The 24,085-nt window shown below is 69.9% G+C and carries 21 protein-coding genes; 9 read left to right on the top strand and 12 right to left on the bottom strand.

The window, feature by feature from the left end:
• Positions 1 to 61: 61 nt before the first annotated feature.
• From pyk to pta, 3 genes are all read right to left on the bottom strand, one after another.
• Positions 62 to 1,495 (bottom strand): pyruvate kinase, encoded by a 1,434-nt coding sequence (pyk, locus tag ACZ7M3_RS42390; RefSeq protein WP_472070911.1) that lies wholly within the window; start codon positions 1,493 to 1,495, stop codon positions 62 to 64.
• A gap of 120 nt (positions 1,496 to 1,615) precedes the next feature.
• The gene (locus ACZ7M3_RS42385) at positions 1,616 to 2,833 is read right to left on the bottom strand and encodes an acetate kinase (protein ID WP_472071054.1); all 1,218 of its coding nucleotides are present in this window, start codon (positions 2,831 to 2,833) and stop codon (positions 1,616 to 1,618) included.
• A gap of 35 nt (positions 2,834 to 2,868) precedes the next feature.
• On the bottom strand, positions 2,869 to 4,947 hold the full coding sequence (pta, locus tag ACZ7M3_RS42380; RefSeq protein ID WP_095852540.1) for a phosphate acetyltransferase: 2,079 nt from the start codon (positions 4,945 to 4,947) through the stop codon (positions 2,869 to 2,871).
• Between the two features lie 218 nt (positions 4,948 to 5,165).
• Here pta and ACZ7M3_RS42375 point away from each other — a divergent pair, with 218 nt between their 5' ends.
• A complete protein-coding gene (locus ACZ7M3_RS42375; RefSeq protein ID WP_472070909.1) occupies positions 5,166 to 6,191 on the top strand; it encodes an ATP-dependent 6-phosphofructokinase in 1,026 nt (341 codons plus the stop codon).
• A 66-nt stretch (positions 6,192 to 6,257) separates the two neighbouring features.
• On the opposite strand, the gene ACZ7M3_RS42370 is transcribed toward ACZ7M3_RS42375, so the two are convergent.
• Positions 6,258 to 6,887: an XRE family transcriptional regulator gene (locus ACZ7M3_RS42370; RefSeq protein WP_472071052.1), complete on the bottom strand. Its 630-nt coding sequence runs from the start codon at positions 6,885 to 6,887 to the stop codon at positions 6,258 to 6,260.
• A gap of 265 nt (positions 6,888 to 7,152) precedes the next feature.
• Here ACZ7M3_RS42370 and ACZ7M3_RS42365 point away from each other — a divergent pair, with 265 nt between their 5' ends.
• Positions 7,153 to 7,647 carry a GNAT family N-acetyltransferase gene (locus ACZ7M3_RS42365; protein WP_472070907.1) on the top strand — a complete coding sequence of 165 codons (495 nt, stop codon included), beginning with the start codon at positions 7,153 to 7,155 and terminating at the stop codon, positions 7,645 to 7,647.
• A gap of 34 nt (positions 7,648 to 7,681) precedes the next feature.
• Here the strand turns inward: ACZ7M3_RS42365 and ACZ7M3_RS42360 are convergent, their stop codons facing one another.
• The 5 genes from ACZ7M3_RS42360 to ACZ7M3_RS42340 all read right to left on the bottom strand — a co-directional run bounded on the left by ACZ7M3_RS42360 (position 7,682) and on the right by ACZ7M3_RS42340 (position 13,370).
• Positions 7,682 to 8,527 (bottom strand): carbohydrate ABC transporter permease, encoded by an 846-nt coding sequence (locus tag ACZ7M3_RS42360; protein WP_472070905.1) that lies wholly within the window; start codon positions 8,525 to 8,527, stop codon positions 7,682 to 7,684.
• A 1-nt stretch (position 8,528) separates the two neighbouring features.
• The gene (locus ACZ7M3_RS42355; RefSeq protein WP_261688429.1) at positions 8,529 to 9,392 is read right to left on the bottom strand and encodes a carbohydrate ABC transporter permease; all 864 of its coding nucleotides are present in this window, start codon (positions 9,390 to 9,392) and stop codon (positions 8,529 to 8,531) included.
• Positions 9,389 to 10,759, bottom strand: a complete 1,371-nt coding sequence (locus tag ACZ7M3_RS42350) for an extracellular solute-binding protein (protein ID WP_472070903.1) — start codon at positions 10,757 to 10,759, stop codon at positions 9,389 to 9,391. Before ACZ7M3_RS42350 ends, ACZ7M3_RS42355 begins: the two co-directional genes overlap by 4 nt.
• Positions 10,760 to 10,959: 200 nt before the next feature.
• The gene (locus ACZ7M3_RS42345) at positions 10,960 to 11,640 is read right to left on the bottom strand and encodes a response regulator (RefSeq protein ID WP_054233170.1); all 681 of its coding nucleotides are present in this window, start codon (positions 11,638 to 11,640) and stop codon (positions 10,960 to 10,962) included.
• Entirely contained in the window at positions 11,637 to 13,370 is a 1,734-nt protein-coding gene (locus ACZ7M3_RS42340; protein ID WP_472070901.1) for an ATP-binding protein, read from the bottom strand. Before ACZ7M3_RS42340 ends, ACZ7M3_RS42345 begins: the two co-directional genes overlap by 4 nt.
• Positions 13,371 to 13,563: 193 nt before the next feature.
• Between ACZ7M3_RS42340 and ACZ7M3_RS42335 the strand changes: the two genes are divergently transcribed.
• On the top strand, positions 13,564 to 14,985 hold the full coding sequence (locus ACZ7M3_RS42335) for a cation:dicarboxylate symporter family transporter (protein WP_388123618.1): 1,422 nt from the start codon (positions 13,564 to 13,566) through the stop codon (positions 14,983 to 14,985).
• 183 nt (positions 14,986 to 15,168) lie between these two features.
• Here ACZ7M3_RS42335 and ACZ7M3_RS42330 read toward each other — a convergent pair whose 3' ends face one another.
• A complete protein-coding gene (locus ACZ7M3_RS42330) occupies positions 15,169 to 15,777 on the bottom strand; it encodes a TetR/AcrR family transcriptional regulator (RefSeq protein WP_472070899.1) in 609 nt (202 codons plus the stop codon).
• A gap of 170 nt (positions 15,778 to 15,947) precedes the next feature.
• Between ACZ7M3_RS42330 and ACZ7M3_RS42325 the strand changes: the two genes are divergently transcribed.
• Positions 15,948 to 17,645 carry an MFS transporter gene (locus tag ACZ7M3_RS42325; protein WP_472070897.1) on the top strand — a complete coding sequence of 566 codons (1,698 nt, stop codon included), beginning with the start codon at positions 15,948 to 15,950 and terminating at the stop codon, positions 17,643 to 17,645.
• Positions 17,646 to 17,764: 119 nt separating this feature from the next.
• Positions 17,765 to 18,535, top strand: coding sequence for a DUF2127 domain-containing protein (locus ACZ7M3_RS42320; RefSeq protein ID WP_472070895.1), 771 nt, complete (start codon positions 17,765 to 17,767; stop codon positions 18,533 to 18,535).
• Positions 18,536 to 18,583: 48 nt separating this feature from the next.
• Here the strand turns inward: ACZ7M3_RS42320 and ACZ7M3_RS42315 are convergent, their stop codons facing one another.
• Positions 18,584 to 19,489 carry an NAD-dependent epimerase/dehydratase family protein gene (locus ACZ7M3_RS42315; protein ID WP_472070893.1) on the bottom strand — a complete coding sequence of 302 codons (906 nt, stop codon included), beginning with the start codon at positions 19,487 to 19,489 and terminating at the stop codon, positions 18,584 to 18,586.
• 89 nt (positions 19,490 to 19,578) lie between these two features.
• Here ACZ7M3_RS42315 and ACZ7M3_RS42310 point away from each other — a divergent pair, with 89 nt between their 5' ends.
• The 4 genes from ACZ7M3_RS42310 (at position 19,579) to ACZ7M3_RS42295 (ending at position 23,325) form a co-directional block, all read left to right on the top strand.
• Positions 19,579 to 20,094: an Lrp/AsnC family transcriptional regulator gene (locus ACZ7M3_RS42310; RefSeq protein ID WP_472070891.1), complete on the top strand. Its 516-nt coding sequence runs from the start codon at positions 19,579 to 19,581 to the stop codon at positions 20,092 to 20,094.
• A 28-nt stretch (positions 20,095 to 20,122) separates the two neighbouring features.
• Entirely contained in the window at positions 20,123 to 20,551 is a 429-nt protein-coding gene (locus ACZ7M3_RS42305; RefSeq protein ID WP_472070889.1) for a MerR family transcriptional regulator, read from the top strand.
• Positions 20,552 to 20,565: 14 nt separating this feature from the next.
• Positions 20,566 to 20,880 (top strand): thioredoxin family protein, encoded by a 315-nt coding sequence (locus ACZ7M3_RS42300; RefSeq protein ID WP_095857766.1) that lies wholly within the window; start codon positions 20,566 to 20,568, stop codon positions 20,878 to 20,880.
• A gap of 165 nt (positions 20,881 to 21,045) precedes the next feature.
• A complete protein-coding gene (locus tag ACZ7M3_RS42295; RefSeq protein ID WP_472070887.1) occupies positions 21,046 to 23,325 on the top strand; it encodes a HelD family protein in 2,280 nt (759 codons plus the stop codon).
• Between the two features lie 64 nt (positions 23,326 to 23,389).
• Here the strand turns inward: ACZ7M3_RS42295 and ACZ7M3_RS42290 are convergent.
• Positions 23,390 to 24,085: alpha amylase C-terminal domain-containing protein (locus tag ACZ7M3_RS42290; RefSeq protein ID WP_472070885.1), on the bottom strand; the 696-nt coding region annotated here is incomplete at its 5' end.

Here is a 24,085-nt window from a genome sequence, read left to right as displayed (position 1 = left end):
CGAACACCGAGGGCGCCCCCTGTGACAGGAGGCGCCCTCGGTGGCGTACGGGAGCCGCGGGTCAGGCGGTGCGGCTGCTCTCGCCCAGGTGGTGGATCCGGACCATGTTGGTGGTGCCGGGGACGCCGGGGGGCGAGCCGGCGGTCATCACGACGATGTCGCCGTCGTTGAACCGCTTGAGCTTCTGGAGCTCGTGGTCGACGAGGTCGACCATCTCGTCGGTGCTCTTCACGAACGGCACGACGTGCGACTCGACGCCCCAGCTCAGCGCGAGCTGGTTGCGGGTGCCCTCGTCGGTGGTGAAGGCCAGGATCGGCTGGGCCGCGCGATAGCGGGAGAGCCGGCGGGCTGTGTCACCCGACTTGGTGAAGGCGACCAGGCCCTTGCCGCCGAGGAAGTCGGCGATCTCGCAGGCGGCACGGGCGACCGAACCACCCTGCGTGCGCGGCTTCTTGCCGGGGACCAGGGGCTGCAGACCCTTGGAGAGGAGCTCTTCCTCCGCCGCCACGACGATCTTCGACATCGTCTTGACCGTCTCGATCGGGTACGCGCCCACGCTCGACTCGGCCGAGAGCATGACCGCGTCGGCGCCGTCGAGGATCGCGTTGGCGACGTCGGAGGCCTCGGCGCGGGTCGGGCGGGAGTTGGTGATCATCGACTCCATCATCTGGGTCGCGACGATCACCGGCTTGGCGTTGCGGCGGCACAGCTCCACGAGGCGCTTCTGCACCATCGGGACCTTCTCGAGCGGGTACTCGACGGCCAGGTCGCCACGGGCCACCATGACGGCGTCGAACGCCGCGACGACGGCCTCCATGTTCTCGACCGCCTGCGGCTTCTCGACCTTGGCGATGACGGGGACCCGGCGGCCCTCCTCGTCCATCACCTTGTGCACGTCGTTCACGTCGCCCGCGTCACGCACGAAGGACAGGGCGACCATGTCGCAGCCCATCCGCAGCGCGAAGCGCAGGTCCTCGACGTCCTTCTCGGACAGCGCCGGCACGTTCACGGCCGTACCGGGCAGGTTGATGCCCTTGTGGTCCGAGATCACACCGCCCTCGATGACGACCGTCCTGACGCGGGAACCGTCGACCTCGACGACCTTCAGCTCGACGTTGCCGTCGTTGATGAGGATCGGGTCGCCCTTGGAGACGTCACCGGGCAGGCCCTTGTAGGTCGTGCCGCAGATGTGCTTGTCGCCGGGCACGTCCTCGGTGGTGATGGTGAACTCGTCACCGCGCACCAGCTCGACGGGTCCCTCGGCGAAGGTCTCCAGACGGATCTTCGGGCCCTGCAGGTCGGCGAGGACACCGATGGCCTTGCCGGTCTCGGCCGCGGCGGCTCGGACCCGGTCGTAGCGGCTCTGGTGCTCGGCCTGTGTGCCGTGGCTGAAGTTGAAGCGGGCCACGTTCATGCCGGCTTCGATCAGCGCGACGAGCTGCTCGTGGGAGTCGACCGCGGGGCCGAGAGTACAGACGATTTTCGAACGGCGCATAGGGCGATCCTATCGGTTTGTTTCGCTACGGAATATTCCGTCTGGCGGAAGATACAAAGGGGCGCGCTGCCGCTCAGCTGAGGCTGCACCTGCCCCCCGTTCGAGGTGGCGTGGTGCCGCTCAGATGAGGCCGTGGGACGCGTCCACGAGTGCGTAGGTCTGCGTGGCGATCTCCAGTTCCTCGTCGGTCGGCACCACGGCGACCGCGACCCGTGCGCCCTCGGGGGAGACGAGTCTGGGCCCGTCCCCTCGAGCCGCGTTCAGGTCGGCGTCGACCGCCAGGCCGAGTTCCTCCAGGCCGGCCACCGCCGCCTCGCGCACCGGAGCGGCGTTCTCGCCCACTCCGGCGGTGAAGGCGATCGCGTCCACCCGGCCCAGTACCGCGTAGTAGGCGCCGATGTACTTCTTCAGGCGGTGGATGTAGATGTCGAAGGCGAGCCGCGCCTGCTCGTCACCCTCGTCGACACGGCGACGGATCTCCCGCATGTCGTTGTCGCCGCACAGACCGATCAGGCCGCTCTTCTTGTTCAGCAAAGTGTCGATCTCGTCCGTGGACATCCCGCCAACGCGCATCAAATGGAGGATGACCGCGGGATCCACGTCGCCCGACCGCGTGCCCATGACCAGTCCCTCCAGCGGCGTGAGCCCCATGGAGGTGTCCACGCAGCGGCCGCCCCGTACGGCGGACGCGGACGCGCCGTTGCCCAGATGCAGCACGATGACGTTCACGTCCTCGGGGGCCTTGCCCAGGAGCTCGGCCGTCGCCCGGGACACGTACGCGTGCGAGGTTCCGTGGAAGCCGTAGCGCCGGATGCGGTACTCGTCGGCGGTCTTCACGTCGATCGCGTAGCGCGCCGCCGACTCCGGCATCGTCGTGTGGAACGCGGTGTCGAAGACGCCGACCTGGGGCAGGTCGGGGCGCAGCGCCTGGGCCGTACGGATACCGATCAGGTTCGCCGGGTTGTGCAGCGGGGCGACCGGGATCAGCCGCTCGATCTCGGCGAGCACGGCCTCGTCTATGACGGTGGGCGCGGTGAACCGCTGCCCGCCGTGCACCACCCGGTGGCCGATCGCGGCCAGCTCGGGGGAGTCCAGGCCGAGGCCGTCCTTGGCCAGTTCCTCGGCGACGGCCTTGAGCGCGGCGGCGTGGTCGGCGATGGGACCGACCGTCTCGCGGGTCTCGCCCGTGGTGAGCGCCGTGTGCTTCAGCCGGGAGGTGCCCTCGCCGATGCGCTCGACGAGGCCCATGGCGAGACGGCCGCTGTCTCGCATGTCGAGCAGCTGGTACTTCACCGACGAGGAGCCGGAGTTGAGGACGAGGACGCGGGTGGCGGTCACTGCGGGGGTGCCTTCTGGGTCGAGGATGGTGGTGGTCATGCCCTGCTCGAAGTCTGGGCCTGGATCGCCGTGATCACGACCGTGTTGACAATGTCCTGTACGAGCGCCCCGCGGGACAGGTCGTTGACGGGCTTGCGCAGGCCCTGCAGGACCGGTCCGACGGCGATCGCGCCGGCCGAGCGCTGTACGGCCTTGTAGGTGTTGTTGCCGGTGTTCAGGTCGGGGAAGATCAGCACGGACGCCTGCCCGGCGACCTCCGAGTCCGGCAGCTTGGTCGCCGCGACGGTCGGCTCGACCGCGGCGTCGTACTGGATCGGCCCCTCGATCTTCAGGTCGTCGCGGCGCAGCCGCACCAGGTCGGTGGCCTCGCGCACCTTGTCGACGTCGGCGCCCGACCCGGACGTGCCCGTCGAGTACGACAGCATCGCGATCCGGGGCTCGACGCCGAACTGTTCGGCCGTGACGGCCGACTGGATGGCGATGTCGCAGAGCTGCTCGGCGTTCGGGTCGGGGTTCACCGCGCAGTCGCCGTAGACCAGGACCTTGTCGGCGAGGCACATGAAGAAGACGGACGAGACGATCTTGGTGTCCGGCTTGGTCTTGATGATCTCGAAGGCGGGCCGGATGGTCGCGGCGGTGGAGTGCACGGAGCCGGAGACCATGCCGTCTGCGAGCCCCTCCTGCACCATCAGCGTCCCGAAGTAGTTCACGTCGGCGACGACGTCGTAGGCCAGCTCGACGGTGACGCCCCTGTGGGCGCGCAGGGCGGCGTACTTCTCGGCGAAGCGCTCGCGCAGCTCGGAGGTGACCGGGTCGATCAGCTGGGTGTCGCCCAGGTCGATGCCGAGGTCGGCGGCCTTCTTGCGGATCTGGTCGACGGGACCGAGCAGCGTCAGGTCGCACACCCCCCGGCGCAGCAGCACCTCCGCGGCGTGCAGGACGCGGGCCTCGGTGCCCTCGGGGAGCACGACGCGGCGCTTGTCGGAGCGGGCCTGTTCGAGGAGCTTGTGCTCGAACATCATCGGGGTGAGGCGGTCGCTGCTCGGCGCCGAGACGCGCCTGAGGAGATCACTGGTGTCGACGTACCGCTCGAAGAGACCGAGGGCGGTCTCCGCCTTGCGCGGGGTCGCGGCGTTCAACTTCCCCTCCAGGGAGAAGAGTTCGGCCGCGGTGGGGAAGGAGTTGCCGGCCACCGAGATCACCGGGGTGCCGGGGGCGAGGCGGGCGGCGAGGGTGAGGACCTCGTCGCTGGGCCGCTCGTTCAGGGTGAGGAGCACGCCGGCTATGGGCGGGGTGCCTGCGCTGTGCGCGGCGAGCGAGCCGACGACCAGGTCGGCGCGATCGCCCGGGGTGACCACGAGGCATCCCGGGGTCAGGGCGTTCAGGAAGTTCGGCAGCATGGCGCCGCCGAAGACGAAGTCGAGCGCGTCCCGGGCGAGGCCCGCGTCGTCGCCGAGGAGCACCTTGCCGCCGAGGGCGTGGGTGATCTGCGCGACGGTGGGCGCGGAGAGGGCGGGCTCGTCGGGCAGCACGTAACAGGGGACGGGCAGACGGTGGTCGATCCGCTCGCTGATCTCGGCGCGGTCGGCCGGGGCCACCCGGTTCACGACCATGGCGAGGACGTCGCAGCCCAGACCGTCGTACGCGCGGTAGGCGTTGCGTGTCTCGGCGCGCACGGACTCGGCGGTCTGCCCGCGTCCGCCGACCACGGGGATCACGGAGGCGCCGAACTCGTTCGCGAGCCGCGCGTTCAGCGCCAGCTCGTCCGGGAACTGGGTGTCGGCGAAGTCGGTGCCCAGGACGAGGACGACTTCGTAGTCGCGGGCGACGAGGTGGAACCGGTCGACGAGGGAGGAGACCAGTTCGTCCGCACCCTGCTCGGCCTGGAGCGTGGACGCCTCGTGGTAGTCCATGCCGTACACGCTCGCCGGGTCCTGGGTCAGCCGGTAGCGGGCGCGCAGCAGCTCGAAGAGCCGGTCCGGGCCGTCGTGGACGAGTGGACGGAAGACGCCCACCCGGTCGACCTGGCGAGTCAGGAGCTCCATGACCCCCAGCTCGACGACCTGGCGGCCGTCGCCGCGGTCGATCCCGGTCACGTAGACGCTGCGGGTCACGCGTGCTCTCCATCCGTTGTGGCGCTGGGTGGTTTCGGGGCTCGGAAAAATGGCCCACTGGGGTGAGCGGAACCCTCTTGACAATACCTCTGAGGGTAGCTACGGCGCCCGCCAGGACAAACGTCCTGGTGGGAACGAGGGAATCGTCGGTGCCCTGCGTCTCGTGAAACAATCGGACCGGCTCACACGTACCAGCAGCGAGCAGGAGACACAGCACGATGCGTATCGGAGTTCTCACCGCAGGCGGCGACTGCCCGGGCCTGAACGCCGTGATCCGGTCGGTCGTGCACCGAGCGGTCACCAATTTCGGGGACGAGGTCATCGGCTTCGAGGACGGCTACGCGGGCTTGCTCGACGGCCGCTACCGCACCCTCGACCTCAACGCGGTCAGCGGCATCCTCGCCCGTGGCGGCACGATTCTCGGCTCCTCGCGACTGCAGCGCGACCGACTCCGCGAGGCCTGCGAGAACGCGCAGGACATGGCCCGCGAGTTCGGCATCGACGTGCTGATCCCGATCGGCGGCGAGGGCACGCTGACGGCCGCCCGGATGCTGTCGGACGCGGGGCTGCCGGTGGTCGGTGTCCCCAAGACGATCGACAACGACATCTCGTCGACCGACCGGACCTTCGGTTTCGACACGGCGGTGGGCGTGGCCTCGGAGGCCATGGACCGCCTGAAGACCACGGCCGAGTCCCACCAGCGCGTGATGGTCGTCGAGGTCATGGGCCGGCACGCGGGCTGGATCGCCCTGGAGTCCGGCATGGCGGCCGGCGCCCACGGCATCTGCCTGCCCGAGCGGCCCTTCGACCCGTCCGACGTGATGGCGATGGTCGAGGAGCGCTTCGCCCGCGGCAAGAAGTTCGCGGTCATCTGCGTCGCCGAGGGCGCCCACCCCGTCGAGGGCACCATGGACTACGGCCACGGCGCCATAGACCAGTTCGGCCACGAGCGCTTCCAGGGCATCGGCACGGCGCTGGCGTACGAGCTGGAGCGGCGCCTCGGCAAGGAGGCCAAGCCGGTCATCCTCGGCCATGTGCAGCGGGGCGGCACCCCGACCGCGTACGACCGGGTGCTCGCCACGCGGTTCGGCTGGCACGCGGTGGAGGCGGCGCACCGGGGTGACTTCGGGCGGATGACGGCGCTGCGGGGGACGGACGTGCTGATGGTGCCGCTGGCGGAGGCGGTCACGGAGCTGAAGACGGTGCCGAAGGACCGGATGGACGAGGCGGAGTCGGTCTTCTAGGTCGTACGGGCCGGGTCGTACGGCGGTCGTACTGCCCGGGGTCGTACGAGCTCGGTTCGAGCGGACTCAGTACGTGGCTCTCTGGACCACGGCCCAGAAGTGATCGACGATCCGGTCGAGGAAGTCACGGCCGGAGTCGTCGGCGTCGGCGGCGGCCGATCCGCCGCTCCAGCTGAGCGTGACCACCATCTGCCCCTGGTACTCCGTGTGCATCTCCTGGAGGACGTCCTCCAGGAGGCGCCGGTCCAGCGGGATCATCTTCCCGACCGGACGGACGTACGCCTGCCAGCGCGTCGTCACCGCGCTGCGCAACAGTTCGGCGAGCTTGTCGTCGCGCCCCGTGACGGTGACGAAGTCCCGCAGCGACAGTTCGAGGGTGTCGGCGAGGACGACCGACTGCCGCTCGTTGCCGCGCCACTCGTCGGCCTCCTCCATCCGCTGGTAGGCGAGGAGTTCGAGGCCCACGGCCCGTGCGATGTCCTCTTGGGCCAGCCCGCGTGACACGCGGTGCTCGCGCAACGTCCGTGGTGCGCCGATGAGTTCACCCGGTGAACACCACAACACGCTTGCGAGCGCGGTGAGTTCGGGCCCGTTGGGGGTGGTCGTCCCTCTCTCCCAGGCCAGGACGAGGTCGGGGGTGACGTACGGCAGCCCGTACGAGGCTCTCATCCCGTACGCGACGTGCTCGGGGCCCATGCCGAGGGCGGTCCGCAGTCTGCGGGCGGCCGGAGCGTTGAAGGGCGGGGTGGGCTGATGGGCCTGCGGTCGCTGCACGCGCACAAAATATGGGGCCGGGGCGGTGGTGACTACGGTCTGTTCGGACACAATCACGGATCGTACGAACATACGGCTCTGCCCTCACCGCCCCTTCCCGTCGGATCCTCCCGGGGTTTCGGGGCGGGGGCTGCGCCCTGAAGGGTGCGTCGAAAAATCGGTTGATTCGGTCACCTAGGGTGAGGGCATGACGACCGCACCGCGCCTTGAGAAGATCACTCCCGGCAATTTCGACACCGCGATCGGACTGAAGGTCCGCCCCGATCAGGAGCACCTGGTCGCGCCCGTCGTGAAGTCGCTGGGCGAGGCGTATGTGCATCCCGGTGTCGCCTGGCCCCGCCTCATCATGGACGGGGAGCGGACCGTCGGGTTTCTGATGGCCTTCTTCGACATCAACTGGGACGGAGGCGAGGCGGGCACCGACCTCCGCTCCGGGCTGTGGCGTCTGAACATCGCGGCCGGGGAACAGGGCAGGGGATACGGCCGCTTCGCGGTCGAGGCCGTGGCCGCCGAGATCAGGCGCCGGGGCGGCACCCGTCTCACGGTCACCTGGCACCCCGGCGAGACCGGCCCGGAGGGCTTTTATCTCGGGCTGGGATTCAAGCCGACCGGAGAGACGAGCGGGGGGCAGACGGTCGGGGTGCTGGAGACGGTCGGGGTGCTGGCGTTGGAGGAGGAGTAGGCCTCGGCCTCGGCGGGTGGGGCGGGCCCGGCCCTCACCCCTTGACCGCGCCGCCCAACGCGAACCCCCCGCCCAATCGCCTGGCCACCAGTACGTACAGCAGGATCACCGGCGTCGAGTAGATGACCGAGAACGCGGCCAGCTGTCCGTAGACCACCGTTCCCCGGTTTCCGAAGAAGTCGTTGATGCTCACGGACGCCGGCATCTGGTCCGGGGTCAGCAGGAGCATGAACGGGACGAAGAAGTTCCCCCACATCATCACGAACGAGAAGACCGTCACCACTGCCACCCCCGGACCCATCAGCGGCAGCACGATCCGTACCAGGGACTGGAGCGACGACGCCCCGTCCGTCCACGCCGCCTCCTCCAGTTCCTTCGGCACGCCGTCCATGAAGTTCTTCATCAGCCAGATGGCGAAGGGGAGTTGGGACGCGGCGAAGAAGAAGATCGTGCCCTGCACGGTGTCGATGAGGTTCACCCGTACGAACAAGGCGTACACCGGGACCATGATCGCCGTAATCGGCAGGCACGTCGCGAAGAGGATCGTCAGGAGGAAGGGACGGTTCAGTCGCGAGCGGAACCGCGACAGCGGATACGCGGCCAGCGCCGCGCACACCACCGTGAGCAGCGTCCCGCCCCCGCACAGGATCAGGCTGTTGAGCAGCGGTGTATAGGTGATGTCCGGCTTCAGGACGGCGTCGAAGTTGTCCAGCGTGAGACTGTCCGGGACCTGCACCCTGAGGCCCGCGTGCGGGTCGAGAGCGGACAGGATCACCCAGGCCAGGGGGAGGACGAAGGCGGCGGCCACCACCAGCAGGCCCGCGTCGGCGGCCAGCCGGCGGCCGGTGCGGCGGGACCTCAGTCTCGTACGGACCGGCATGTCACACCTCCGTCCGCAGCAGCCGCATGTACACCAGAGAGAACAGCGAGCCGACCACCAGCAGGAGCAGCGCCACCGCGGTGCCGTATCCGATCATGCTCTTCTGGAAGGCCTGCTCGTACATGAAGAGCGGCAGCGTCTGGCTCCTGTTCCCCGGGCCGCCCCTCGTCATCACCCAGATCAGCCCGAACACCGACAGCGTCTGCAGGGTGTTGAGCATCAGGTTCGTACCGATGGAGCGGCGGATCATCGGCAGCGTGATGTGCCACATACGGCGCCAGCCACCCGCCCCGTCCACCTCCGCCGCCTCGGTGATCTCCTTCGGTATCTCGTTCAGGGCCGCCGAGTACACCAGCATGGAGAAGGCCGTCCCCCGCCAGACGTTCGCGAACGACACCGCCAGGATCGGCAGCGTGAACAGCCAGTTCTGGGTGGGCAGGTGGAGCCAGTCCAGGATCGCGTTCAGCGTGCCTTCCCGTCGGAAGAACGCGTACAGCAGGAACCCGGCCACCACCTCCGGCAGCACCCACGCCGTGATCACGATCCCGCCCACGACCGTCCGCACCGGCTTCGACGCCCGCTGCATCAGCGAAGCCAGCGCCAGGCCCAGCGTGTTCTGGCCGACCAGCGACGACAGGACCGTGAACACCAGCGTCAGCCAGACCGCGTTCAGGAACGCGTCGTCCTTGAACGCCGCCCGGAAGTTCTCGAGGCCGACGAAGGACGAGTGCGCCTGGCCGGTGAGCTGGAGGTCGGTGAAGGCGATGTACGCGCAGTACGCGATCGGGCCCGCCAGGAAGAGGAGCAGGAGGGCGACGGCGGGGGTGAGGGGCAGGGCGCGGGTCAGGGTGCGGCGCAGCCTCACTTCCTGATCACCTGGTTGTCGGTGGCCGTCTTCAGCTCCTCGTCGTACCCGCTCGCCGCCTTGTCGACCGAGCTGTCACCCGTCGTCACGCCCTCCATGGCCTCCTGGATGGCCGTCGAGACCTTGGGATAGGCCGGGTACGCGGGGCGGTAGTGCGTGCTCGCGACCAGGTCCGTGAAGAACTTGATGCCGGGCTGCGCCTTCACGTACCCGGGGTCGGAGGCCACGTCCCCCCGCACCGCGATGCCTGAGTTGGCGATGTACCACTTCTGCGCGTTCGCCTTGGTCTGCATCGTCTCGATGAACTTGAAGGCGAGGTCCGGGTTGGACGCCTTGGCGGGGATCGACCAGGTCCAGCCGCCGGACATGCTCACCTTGCCGGGAGCCTGGCCGGTCTGCGTCGGCATGTACGCGAGGCCGAGTTTCTGCGACCACTCGGGCCACTCGTGTCCCGCGCCCTTCAGCCAGTCCTGCGGCAGCCAGCTGCCGTCCAGGTTGATGCCGAGCTTGCCCTTGGGCATCAGTTCGCCGCGGACGGTCGTGGGGAAGTTCGGGTCGAGGGCGTCCGAGACGTCGGGGCCCAGCTTCTCCTTGTAGACCGTGTGCACGAAGGTGAGCGCGTCCTTGAAGGCCCGACTGCCCGCGATCCACTTCTTCGACGCCGTGTCGTACAGAGGGTCCGACGTGCCGTCACCCGTCCCGTACAGCAGCATCTCGAAGCCCTGCATGGTGGCCGCCTCGCCCGCCGGCTTGCCCGTGTAGACGTTGAGCGGGGTGACGTCGGGGACCTTCGCCTTGATGGTGCGTGCGGCGGCCAGCACCTCGTCCCACGTCTTGGGCTGCCAGTCGGCGGGCAGGCCAGCCTTCTTGAAGATGCCCTTGTCGAACCAGAGGCCCCGGGTGTCCGTGCCGTCCGGGACGCCGTACGTCTTCCCGTCCTGCGCCTTCGCGGCCGACTGCGCCGTGTCGACGAACTGGTTCCAGTCGGGCCACTTGTCGAGATAGGGGTCCAGGGGCTTCAAGTACCCGCTCGTGATGTCCGAGTTGATGAGGAAGGTGTCCTCGTAGACCAGGTCCGGGGCCGTCTTGGGGGATCTCAGCATCTGCTGGAGCTTGGTGTAGTACTCGGAGTCCGGGGCCTTGATCGGGACGAGTTCGACCTTCTTGCCGGGGTTGGCCTTCTCGAACTCCTTCTTCATCTCCCCCAGGTAGGTGTCCATGACGCGGATCGAGTTGTCCGTGGACTGCTTGAAGGAGACCTTCACGGTGTCCGGATCGCTTCCGGAGCCCGATCCGCAGGCGCTGAGCGCGGTCGCGGTGAGCAGAGTGGCGAGGAGTAGCGGGGCGGCGGTGGGGCGCACGGGCACGACCTCCTACTGGCCGACGTCATTGGTGGCCGAGTTGTCTGCCCGGTGAACGTAAGAGCGTGGACTAGTCCACGTCAATGACCTTGCAGCGGCTCGTGACCTTGCGGGGCTCGCGGAGACGGGGCCGCGTGTGATGTCCCAGGGGGGACATAAGTCCCACCGGGCCGCATGTCCTGCCGGACGGCCGGCGCCCCGCGCGATCAGCCCTTGACCCACCGGTACTGCAACTCCGGCCGCCCCACCTGCCCGTACTGCGGAGCACGCGCCGCACGTCCCGCCTCCACCAGGTGCTCCAGATAGCGCCGGGCCGTGATCCGGGAGATGCCGACCGACTCCGCGACCCCGGCCGCCGTCAGGCCCTCGGCGCTGTCCCGCAGCGTCCGGGTGACCCGCTCCAGCGTCGGCGCGCTGAGGCCCTTGGGGAGGGCGGCCGGGCCGGGGGCGCGCAGGGTGGCCAGGGCGCGGTCCACCTCGTCCTGGCCGCTCGCCTCGCCCACCGCCGCGTGGAACTCGGCGTACCGCACGAGGCGGTCGCGCAGGGTGGCGAAGGTGAAGGGCTTCAGGACGTACTGGACGACCCCGAGCGAGACCCCTTCCCGTACGACAGCGAGGTCCCGCGCGGACGTCACCGCGATCACGTCCGCGTGATAGCCGGCGGCACGCAGGGAGCGGGCGAGCTGCAGTCCGTGCACGTCCGGCAGATGCAGGTCGAGCAGCAGCAGGTCCACCGGCGTACGATCCAGCGCGCGCCGCGCCTCCGCGCCCGTGTGCGCCTTGCCGACCGCGGTGAAGCCGGGCACCCGGCCCACATACATGACGTGCGCGTCGGCAGCGACGGGGTCGTCCTCGACGACGAGTACGCGGATGGGGTCGGCGGTCATACGTCGCCTCCAGGCAGGGCGTGCTGGGCGGACTCGGGCTCGGCGGTGGCCCCTTCGGTGGCGGCCCTTTCGGTGGTGGCCGGGGCCGGTTCTTCGGCGGCCTCCGGCACGGGTGCGGCAGGGGCGCGCGGGGCCACCGTAGGCAACGACAGCCGCGCCTCGAACTCCGCCCCGCCCCCGGGCGCCTCCGTCACCGTCAGCGTGCCGTGGTGCCGGCTCACCGCCTGGCGTACGAGGGCCAGCCCGAGGCCCCGGCCGCCGGGCCCCGCCGGCTTGGTGGACCAGCCGCGTTGGAAGACCGCCTCCGTGTGGGCGGGGTCTACTCCCGCGCCCGTGTCGGCGACCCGCAGGACCAGGGCGGAGTCGTCCGTGAAGGCCGTGACGGTCACCCGTGCCCCCACCGTCCCCTGCGCCGCGTCCATCGCGTTGTCGATCAGATTGCCCAGCACGGTGACCAGGTCACGGGCCGGCAGGTCGGTCTGGAGCAGCCCGTCGTCGATACCGCTCTCCTCCGACACCACCAGCTCCACGCCCCGCTCGTTCGCCTGGGCCGCCTTGCCCAGCAGCAGGGCGGCGAGGACCGGTTCGCTGACCGCCGAGATCACCTCGTCGGTGAGCGTCTGGGCGAGTTCGAGCTCGGCGGTGGCGAACTCGACGGCCTCCTCGGCGCGCCCGAGCTCGATCAGCGAGACCACCGTGTGCAGCCGGTTCGCGGCCTCGTGCGCCTGCGAGCGCAGCGCCTGGGTGAAGCCGCGCTCGGAGTCCAACTCGCCCATCAGGGACTGGAGTTCGGTCACATCACGCAGGGTGACCACCGTGCCGCGCCGCTCGCCGCCGGACACCGGGGAGGTGTTCACGACCAGCACGCGCGACGCCGTCAGATGCACCTCGTCCACCCGCGGCTCCGCCGACAGCAGGGCGCCCGTGAGCGGTGCGGGCAGCCCGAGTTCGGCCACGGAGTGTCCGACGACCTCGTCCGTCACCCCCAGCAGCTCCCGCCCGCCGTCGTTCATCAGCGCCACCCTGTACTGCCCGTCCAGCATCAGCAGCCCCTCGCGCACGGCGTGCAGCGCGGCCTGGTGGTAGTCGTGCATCCGGCTCAGCTCGGCCGCGTTCATGCCGTGCGTGGAGCGGCGCAGCCGGGCGTTGATGACGTAGGTGCCGATGCCGCCGAGCACGAGTGCGCTGCCCGCGACGCCGATGAGGGCGGTCACCTGTTCCTGTACGCGCTGGGTGATCGCCTCGACCTTGATGCCCGCGCTGACCAGGCCGACGATGTGGCCGTTGTCGAGGATCGGGGTGACGGCACGGACGGACGCCCCGAGGCTGCCCGTGTACGTCTCCGTGAAGGACTTGCCGTGCAGGGCGGGCCCGATGTGCCCGAGGAAGTGCTTGCCGATCAGCGTCTCGTCGGGGTGGGTCCAGCGGATGCCCTGCGGGTTCATGATCGTCACGAAGTCCACGCCGGTGTCCCGCTGTACCTGGAGCGCGTACGGCTGGAGGTCCTTGGTGGGGTTCGTGGTGCGGATGGCGTCCCGGACGGAGGGTGCGTCGGCGATCGAACGGGCCACGGCCATGGCCTGGCGGCCCGCCGCGTCCTCGGCCTGGCTGCGGTCGCTGACGTAACTGAACAGCGCGTACCCCGCGACGAGCACCGCGATGAGCACGGCCTGCATGCCGAAGAGCTGGCCGGCCAGGCTGCGGGGTCGCGGGACGGGGAGGAAGCGCATGTCGTTCAGTCTGCCTCTCCATGTAAGCGTGAACTAAATGAACGGAAGGGTGACCGCCCTCACAGGGCGGGAGATAGTCACCGCATCCCCCGGAGTGAGCCGCACCCCGGGATCCCCCCGAGTGAGCCGCACCGCGGGATCCCGCCGGAGCAGGCCGCACTCCGGGTTCCGCCGGACGTGAGCCGCACGCCGGATGATGCCGATGACGTCGTCAAGGAGGGCAGCCGTGGCCAGCACCCAAACGGCACCTGCCGCACCCGCCGCCAAGCGGGACCGCACCCACTATCTGTACATCGCGGTGATCATCGCGGTTGTGCTCGGCATCGCCGTCGGGTTCGCCGCGCCGGACTTCGCCAAGGAGCTCAAGCCGATCGGCACCGGCTTCGTGAGCCTGATCAAGATGATGATCTCCCCGATCATCTTCTGCACGATCGTGCTCGGCGTCGGCTCGGTACGCAAGGCCGCCAAGGTCGGCAAGGTCGGCGGGCTCGCGCTCGGCTACTTCATCTGTATGTCCTTCGTGGCGCTGGCCATCGGGCTGGTCGTCGGCAACATCATCCACCCGGGCAGCGGGATGCACCTGACCGAGGCCGTGAAGGGCGTCGGGCACACGCAGGCCGAGGCCGCCGCCGAGGGCCCCGTCGACTTCATCCTCGGGATCATCCCGACCACCTTCGTCTCGGCCTTCACCGAGGGCCAGGTGCTCCAGACCCTGCTGATCGCCCTCCTCGTGGGCTTCGCGCTGCAGGCCATGGGCCGTGCGGGGCAGCCGGTGCTGAAGGGTGTCGAGCACATCCAGAAGCTGGTCTTCCGCATCCTCGGCATGATCATGTGGGCCGCCCCTGTCGGTGCCTTCGGCGCCATGGCGGCCGTCATCGGCGAGACCGGTATGGACGCGCTGAAGGCGCTGGGCACGATCATGCTCGGCTTCTACATCACCTGTGCGCTCTTCATCGTCATCGTGCTCGGCACCCTGACGAAGCTCGTCGCCAAGGTCAGCCTCTTCCAGCTGCTGAAGTACCTCGGCCGGGAGTTCCTGCTGATCGTCTCGACCTCGTCGTCCGAGTCCGCGCTGCCGCGGCTCATCGCCAAGATGGAGCACCTGGGCGTCAGCCGCCCGGTCGTCGGCATCACCGTGCCGACCGGCTACTCCTTCAACCTCGACGGCACGATGATCTACCTGACCATGGCCTCGCTGTTCATCGCCGACGCGATGGACCAGCCGATGAGCATCGGCCAGCAGATCGGTCTGCTGCTCTTCATGATGGTCGCCTCGAAGGGCGCGGCGGGTGTCTCCGGCTCCGGTATCGCCGTCCTGGCCAGTGGTCTGCAGTCGCACAAGCCCGCGCTCGTGGACGGTGTCGGTCTGATCATCGGTATCGACCGGTTCATGAGCGAGGCGCGCGCGGTCACCAACTTCGCGGGCAACGCGGTCGCCACGCTGCTCATCGGTACGTGGACCGGTGAGGTCGACAAGGAGCGGGTGAACCGGGTGCTCGCCGGGGAGCTGCCGTTCGACGAGAAGACTCTGCTGGACAGCGACGAGGACGACGCGATCGACGTCGCCCCGGAGGTGCCGGAGCAGGGCGGCGAGAAGGAGCTGGCGAAGGCGTAAGCGCCGTTTGGAGCTGCGGGTCCGTTGTGGCTGATCGCGCCCACGCGGCGGAGCCGCATGATGACACAGCCCCGCGCCCCTGACGGGGCGCCCCACCCACGGGGCTCATAAGTCCCCCAAGCCGCCGGGCGGCCAGGTTCTCCCCCCGTAGACCTGGCCGCTCGGTGTATGTGTCGGACAAGCTCAATCGCTCAGCTTGGTCACCAGTTCGGTGGCTCTGGAGGCGGGTACGCCCGCCGCGGTCAGCATGGTGATCGCGGCGGAGCGGCCCGCCTCCTCCGGCGCCAGCAGGCCGTCGTTCACCGCCTCCATGAGGGCGAACAGCATCTGCTCGTGGACGTACGCCAGTGCGGGCGCCGGCAGCGGAGACTCGAACACGCCCTGGTCGAGGCCGCGCCGCAGCAGCTCCGCGCAGGCCGCGCGCACCGGCGTGAGTCGCTCGCGGATGCCCTGGACCGTGACGCTGCGCTGGGCGAGGGCGACCAGCAGCCGGTAGCGGTCGGCGATCTCCCAGACGGCGAGCGTCGAGCGGACCAGTGATTCCGCCGGGTCCCGTCCGCTCTCCCGGCCCGCCGCGTGCGCCGCGGCCACCGCCTCCACCGCGCCGTCGGTCAACGTGCTGATCAGCACCTCGCGGCTGGGGAAGTGCCCGTACACCGTGCGCCGCACGACGCCCGCGGCCCGTGCGATCTGGTCCATGGACGCGTCGGGGTCGCGCAGCAGTTCGGCGAGCGCGACGTCGAGGATGCGGCGGCGGTTCGCATCCGCGCGGCTGGCACTACCCGTGGTCATGGCTGCCATTCTGCACGCCCCCCGGATCCGCGCGAGGTGATCACTCGTGCCCTCCACAAGGGCTCCACCTCCTTGATTTGCACAGCGTTGTGCACCTCGATACATTGCACATGGTTGTGCAACTGCACGCCAATGTGCAAATGGAGCGAAGAGAAGGGGCGACCGTAGTCATGCGTCTCGTCATGAACGAACCGGTCGAGGGGATGGACCGGCCCTACGCCCGGCGCTGGTGGGCGCTGCTGGTGCTCTGCCTGAGCCTGCTGATCATCGTGATGGCGAACACCGCCCTCACCGTCGCGGCCCCGGACATGACCCAGGACCTGGGCCTGTCCAGCGCGGACCTGCAGTGGGTCATCGACGGCTACACCGTCCCGTACGCCGCGCTGATGCTGCTGCTCGGTGCGATCGGCGACAAGTACAGCCGGCGCGGCGCGCTCATCCTGGGGCTCGTCGTGTTCGGCGGGGGCGCGGTCGCGGGCTCGCTCGTCGACAGCTCCGCCGGGGTCATCGCGGCCCGTGCCGTGATGGGCGTCGGCGCCGCCCTGATCATGCCCGCGACGCTCTCCCTGCTCGCCGCGACCTTCCCGCGCGAGGAGCGGGCGAAGGCGATCACCCTGTGGACCGCCACCGCCGGACTCGCCATCGCGGCCGGGCCACTGGTCGCCGGCGCGCTGCTGGAGCACCACGGCTGGTCGTCCACGTTCCTGATCAACGTCCCCATCGCCGTGCTCGCGATCGTCGGCGCCCTCGTCCTCGTACCGCCGTCCAGGGCCGCGCACCACCACCGCATCGACCACGTCGGCGGCCTGCTGTCCGTGGTCTGGATCGGCTCGCTGGTCTACATGATCATTGAGGGGCCGCACTTCGGATGGGGCGTCAAAGCCGTGACCGCCGCGGTCGTCGCTGGCGCCGGGCTGGTGGCCTTCGTGGTGTGGGAGCTGCGCCACCCGCGCCCGGTCGTCGACGTACGCCGCTTCGGCCACCGCCGGTTCGCGGGCTCCAACCTCGCCGTCGCCCTCTTCTTCCTGGCCGTCTTCGGCGCCTTCTACTACCTCACCCAGCACCTCCAGTTCGTCCTCGGCTACGACGCGCTGGACACCGGGGTGCGGATGCTGCCGCTCGCCGGGGCCGTGTTCGTCGGCTCGACGCTCACCGGATACCTCACCCCGCGCATCGGCATGAAGATCACGGTGACCGCGGGCATGGTCGGCGGCACGGCGGCGCTCGCGCTGCTCACCCGGGTCGACGCGGCATCCTCGTACGGTGATCTCGTGCTGCCCCTCACCCTCCTGGGCCTGGCGATCGGGCTCGCGCTCTCGCCCTGCACGGACGCCATCATGGGCGCGTTCCCCGAGGCCGAACTCGGCGTCGGCGGAGCCGTCAACGACACCTCGCTGGAGCTCGGCGGCTCGCTCGGCATCGCGATCCTCGGTTCCGTGCTGGCGAGTTCGTACTCCGCGCACCTCTCGGACGCCACCGCGGGCAGCAAGCTTCCGGCGGGCGCCCTGTCCACGGCGCAGGACTCGGTCGGCGCGGGCTACGCGGTCGCCCAGGGCATCGGTGACAAGGCCCGGCAGCTCGGCGAGCAGGCCGCGCGGGCGGGGCACGCCGGGAACACCGAGAAGGCCGCGCAGCTGAAGGCGCAGGCCGACCAACTCACCCACGGGGCCGAGCGGATGGCGGACGCCGTCGGTTCGTCCTTCTCGGACGCGGTGGCGCACACCAGCCTGATCGGCGCGGTGATCCTGGGCGTGGGGACCGTGCTGGTCGCCTTCCTGCTGCCCCACAAGGGCGGCGCGCACCCGGGGGAGACCCCGGAGCAGGCAGCGGAGGAACAGCCGGAACTCACCGGCGCGGCGGCGCGTTGAGCGCACCTCAGCCCGCCTCGGAACCGTGACCCTCGGGCCGCCGTCTCGTAGAACATGCACTACCGTGCCGTGCCGGACTGACCGGCACGGCACGGCATGTTCTGCGGAGGACACGGAGTATGAAGATCGACTGGGACCGGCGGACGTGCGCGCGCAAAGGTCATGTGACGTACGCGCCCGGCGAGCCGGAACTGCGCCGGCGGCTGCGCGCCGAGACGAGCCTCGGCGAGGCCTGGCGCTGTCTGCGCTGCGGCGACTTCGTGCTGGGCGAACCCCATGGCTCGGGCCCCGCGGAGGACGCACCCCTGGTGCCGCGCGGCAAGGTGCTGCGTGATCTGTTCATCCTGCGCTTCCTGGCGATCGAGCGGGCCGTGCGCGGGGTGTTCATCGTGCTGGTCGCGGCCGCGGTGTGGAAGTTCAGCAACAGTCAGGACTCGGTGCGCCGGCTCTTCGACGAGAACCTCGACGTCTTCCGGCCGGTCTTCAAACACTTCCACTACGACCTCGACCACTCGCCGGTCGTCGGCACCATCCAGAAGTCCTTCGGCTACAAACACTCCACGCTGGCCCTGGTGGCCGCGCTGCTGCTGGCGTACGCGCTGATCGAACTCGTCGAGGCGGGCGGCCTCTGGTACGCCAAGCGCTGGGCGGAGTATCTGACGGTGGTCGCCACCGCCGCCTTCCTGCCCCTGGAGATCTACGAACTCACCGAGCACGTCAGCTACTTGAAGATCGCCACCCTGGTCCTCAACATCCTCGCCGTCCTCTACATCGCCCTCGCCAAACGCCTCTTCGGACTGCGCGGCGGACGCAGGGCGTTCGAGGAGGAGCGGCACAGCGCGTCGCTGCTGGAGGTCGAGGAGTCGGCGGGCGTGGCCGCGCACGCCTGACGCCCCGCACGGCGTCAGCGCCCGCCACCGCCGTTTGCCGAGGATCGTCTACGGGCGGTCGGAGCCCAGGGTCTCGGCCACGGCGCGCGGCAGCCACGTCCGTGCGTCGCCGAAGGTGAACCCGAGCACGGTGGCCCGGGAGTTGTCCATGCCGTAGGAACGGCTGAAGGAGAAGGGGGAGACCGCGCCGACCTCGACGGGCCGCAGGAGGGTCTTGCCGTCCGGGAGGTGCACGGCGATCGCCTCGCACAGCTCCCGCGTGGTCAGCGGCCCGTGGGAGGCCGCGTTGACCGGGCCCGTGAAGTCCTCGCCCGCCGCCCAGAACAGGAAGTCGGCGATCTCCTCGACGTGGATGTACGTCGCCGGGCGGTTCACGGGCGGTACGGCGATCGCCTCGCCCGTGCGGATGCGCTCCGCGTAGTGCTGGAGGCGGCCGGTGAAGTCGTCGTCCCCGCCCAGGACGTGGGCCACCCGGACGGCCGTGTACGGGAACGCGGGGTCGGCCGCGAACACCGCCTCGGCCTGGCGCTTGCCCTCCCCGTAGTGGCCCTCGAGGAACCCCGGCTCGTCCCAGGGGAGTGCGAGGTCGACGGGCACGGCATGGGGGTCCACGGCGTCCTCCCGTACGAGATCCGCCGAGTCCTCGTGCTCGTACACCTCGACGGTGGAGGTCATGACGTACCGCCGGGTGCGTCCCGTGAAGACCCGTCGCGCGATCTCCGCCTGCCGCGGTGTGTAGCAGACCTGGTCGACCACCACATCGAAGGTGCGTGAACCCAGCGCCTTCTCCAGGGAATTCCCGTCCTTGCGGTCCGCGACGAGATGGACCGCCCCGGCGGGCGGTGCGGAGGAACCGCGATTGATGACGGTGACGTGGTCCCCGGCGGCCAGCAGCCGGGCAATCAGCCGCTTTCCGAAATAGCGGTTCCCGCCAATGACACCTATCTCGCGCACGGCGTTCCTCCCCCTCGCACTTCCCGCGTCCACCGGGCTTCCGTGGTCATAATTCTCCCGGCGTACGCGTCACGTCTGAAGGGGGAGACATGGGAGATCCGACCGCTGCACCGAAGGAACCACGGCAAGCGCGCGCCGTCACCGACGAAACGTCGGTGGCCTTCGACGCGGTGGACCGGCAGATCCTGGAACTGCTGCAGAGCGACGGCCGGATCAAGCTCAGCGAGCTCGGCCGGCGCGTGCGGCTGAGCCCCGCGGCCGTCGCCGAGCGCGTACGGCGGCTGGAGTCCACGGGCGCCGTCACCGGTTACGGCGCCCATGTCTCACCGCCCCTCCTCGGCTACGGCATCCAGGCCTTCGTCCGCGTCAATCCGCACGGCGGCTACACCCTGCGCCACCCCAGGACCCTGGAGCTGATCTCCCGCCCGGAGATCATCGAGGTCCACCACGTCGTCGGCGAGGACTGCTGGATCCTCAAGGTCGCCGTCGCGGACACGATCCACCTGGAGGACGTCCTGGAACAGACCTCCGCACTGGGGCGCACGACGACCTCGATCGTGCTGTCCTCACCGGTGGCGCGAAAGCCACTGCCGCCCTTGCGTTGACGTCGGCGTCAAGGAATACCGTCGGGGCATGCGAATCGGCGAGCTGGCGGCGCGGGCCGGGACCACCACGCGGACTCTTCGGTACTACGAGTCACGGGGGCTGCTGCCCGCGCGGCGGGGCGAGAACGGGTACCGGACGTACGACGATCACGACCTGCGGCTGCTGCGGCAGATCAGGACGCTGCAGGACTTCGGGTTCGACCTGGAGGAGACCCGGCCCTTCGTGGAGTGTCTGCGGGCGGGGCACCCGGAGGGCGACTCCTGTCCGGCCTCGCTCGCGGTCTACCGGCGCAAGCTGGGCGAGCTCGACTCGCTGATCGACGAGTTGCAGGCCGTACGGGCCGAGGTCGGTGCGCAGCTGGCGCGGGCCGAGCGGGCGCGTGACGAGCTGGCGGCCGAGGCGGAGGTTCCGGGCGGCCCGGAACCCGTATGCGAACTGGAAGGGCGGACAGGGTGATCAAGGTGGCAGGCGTGGCTTCGGTGACGGACGCGGACTTCGAGACGGAGGTGATCGGCGCCGAGCTCCCGGTGCTGGTGGAGTTCACGGCCGACTGGTGCCCGCCGTGCCGGCAGATGGGGCCGGTGCTCAGTGCCCTGGCGGCCGAGGAGGGCGAGCGGCTCAAGGTGGTCCAGCTGGACGTGGACACCAACCCGCTGACGACGAACGCCTACCGGGTGCTGTCGATGCCCACGTTCATGGTGTTCCGCGGGGGCGAGCCGGTGAAATCGATGGTGGGCGCCCGGCCGAAGCGCCGGCTGCTGGAGGAGCTGTCCGACGTGCTCTGACCGTCCGGCGTGCTCCGACCTCGCCGATATACAGCAGAACTACAAAAATCCCCCGAGCAATTGCGCTCGGGGGATTTCGCTGCGTATATTGAATGATTCGCGACTTCAGGAGAATTGGGTCGCGGAGAAGTTCACTGGGCACAGTATATCCGGCCGGGAGCGGAATTGTCAAACAGGGGCGCAAACGCAGAGGGCACCACAGGATTTCCCGACGATGAATTGCGGCACGAGCAGGAATTCATCGACGGGTTGTACGCACGCGTGGACGTGCTGCGGGGCGACACCGAGGCCTCCGTCGGCGACGCGCTCGCGCAGGGCAACACACCCATGCAGGCCAGGCTCGAACGGGACGTGCTCGTCGCCGAGCGCTCGGGCCTGCTCGCCGCACTGAACGCCGTGGACGGCTCGCTCTGCTTCGGCCGGATCGACCTCACCTCCGGCGTCACCCATCACATCGGCCGTATCGGCGTCCGCGCCGACGACACCGAGCACACCCCCATCCTCATCGACTGGCGGGCCCCGGTCGCCCGCCCCTTCTACCTCGCCACCGGCCACACGCCGATGGACCTGCGCCGCCGCCGGCACATCACCACCGACGGCCGCCGGGTGACCGACCTGCACGACGAGATCCTCGACCTCGGCGACCACGAGCGCACCGGCCACGAGGACCCGACCGGCGACGCCGTACTGCTGGCCGCGCTGAACTCGGCGCGCACCGGCCGCATGAGCGACATCGTGCAGACCATCCAGGCCGAACAGGACCGGATCATCCGCGCCCCGCACAAGGGCGTGCTGGTCGTCGAGGGCGGCCCCGGCACCGGAAAGACGGCGGTGGCGCTGCACAGGGCCGCGTACCTGCTCTACGAGTACCGGGAACTGCTGGCGAAGCGCGCCGTCCTGATCGTCGGACCGAACCCCGCCTTCCTCGGTTACATCGGCGAGGTACTGCCCTCGCTCGGCGAGACGGGCGTGCTGCTCGCGACCGTCGGCGAACTGTTCCCCGGCGTCCGGGCGACCGCCACCGACGCCCCGCGGGCCGCCGCGGTGAAGGGCCGCGCCGACATGGCCGAGGTGCTCGCCGCCGTGGTCCAAAGCCGCCAGACGCTGCCCGACCCGGTCATCGCGATCGAGCACGACCGGGACATCCTGATGCTCGACGCCGGGCTCGTCCAGGTCGCCCGCGAACGCACCCGTGAGGCGCAGCTGCCGCACAACGTGGCCCGCGAGTACTTCGAGGGCCACATCCTCAACACGCTCACCGACATGCTGGCCGAGCGCATCGGCACCGACCCCTTCGACGGTTCGAACCTGCTCGACCCGAGCGACATCACCCAGATCCGCGACGACCTCGCCGAGAACCCCGAGGTCTGGTCGGCCATCGACCAGCTGTGGCCGCGGCTGACCCCGCAGCGCCTGGTCGCCGACTTCCTCGCGGACCCCGAGGGATACGTCCCGGACGAGGACGCGGCCGCGATCCGCCGCCCGGTCACCGGGGCCTGGACCACCGCCGACGTCCCCCTCCTCGACGAGGCCGCCGAACTGCTCGGCGAGGACGACCGCGTGGCCCGTGCCCTCGCCGACCAGGAACGCCGCGCCCAGGTGGCGTACGCGCAGGGCGTGCTGGACGTGTCCTACGCCTCCCGCACCTACGAGTTCGAGGACAAGGACGAGGAGGACTCCGAGGTCCTGTCCGCGCACAACATCATCGACGCCGAGCGGATGGCCGAGCGGCACGAGGAGGACGACCACCGCAGCGCCGCCGAACGCGCGGCGGCCGACCGGACCTGGACGTTCGGCCACATCATCGTCGACGAGGCGCAGGAACTCTCGCCGATGGCCTGGCGCCTGCTGATGCGGCGCAGCCCGACCCGCTCGATGACCCTGGTCGGCGACCCCGCGCAGACCGCGGAGGCGGCCGGAGTGGGCTCCTGGTCGGAGATCCTCAGCCCCTACGTCGAGGACCGCTGGGAGCACAAGCGCCTCGCGGTCAACTACCGCACCCCGTCCGAGATCATGGACGTGGCGGCGGGCGTCCTGCGCGCGCGGCACCCGGACTTCGAACCGCCGCGTTCGGTGCGCTCGACGGGCGTACGACCGTGGGCACGTGCCGCCGGGGACGACCTGCCCGGCACCGTCGCGAAGGCCGTCGCCGAGCTGACCCCCGCCGAGGGACGGCTCGCGGTGATCGCACCCCGCGAACTGCACACCTCGCTCGCGGCCCGACTGGAGGACGTGACGGCGGGGGAGGAGCCCGACCTGACCCGGACGGTCGTCCTCCTCGACCCCCGTCAGGCCAAGGGACTGGAATTCGACTCCGTCCTCGTGGTCGAACCGGCGCGGTACGGCACGAGCGACCTGTACGTGGCGCTGACGCGGGCGACGCAGGCGCTCGGGATCGTGTACGAGGGCGAGCTGCCTCAGGCGCTGCGGGCGGCGACGGTCTGACCACCGGGCGGGGCGAGGAGTTCACGCTCCTGCGCCCCGTCCCTCGTCGTGGCCGCTGAAGCCGTCAGGCGGGGCGGAGCCAGATCGTGGCCAGGGGAGGCAGGGTCAGACGGAGGCTGGTGGGGTGGCCGTGGGCGGGGTGGGGCTCGGGTTTGACGGGGTGGGGGTTGTGGACGTCGCTGCCGCCGTAGCGGGCGGCGTCGGTGTTGAGGACTTCGTGCCAGGCGGGGATGTCTTCGGGGATGCCGAGGCGGTAGTCGTGGCGGACGACGGGGGAGAAGTGGGAGACGGCGAGCAGGGGGGTGCCGTCGGTGTCGTGGCGGAGGAAGGCGAGGACGTTGTCGTCGGCGGCGTCGCCGGCGATCCAGGTGAAGCCGGCGGGGTCGGTGTCGCGTTGCCAGAGGGCGGGTTCGTGGCGGTAGACGGTGTTGAGGTCGCGGACGAGGTCGCGGACGCCGCGGTGGTCGGGTTCGGCGGGGTAGGCGGGGTCCAGGAGCCACCAGTCGGGGCCGTGGGCTTCGGACCATTCGGCGCCCTGGGCGAATTCCTGGCCCATGAAGAGGAGTTGTTTGCCGGGGTGGGCCCACATGAAACCGAGGTAGGCGCGGGTGGTGGCGCGTTGCTGCCACCAGTCGCCGGGCATCTTCGACACGAGTGAGCGTTTGCCGTGGACGACCTCGTCGTGGGAGATGGGCAGGACGTAGTTCTCGCTGTAGGCGTACACCATCGAGAACGTCATCTCGTTGTGGTGGTACTTGCG

This window comes from Streptomyces sp. NPDC111656 (assembly GCF_055656965.1).
This window is presented reverse-complemented; position numbering and strand designations above follow the sequence as displayed.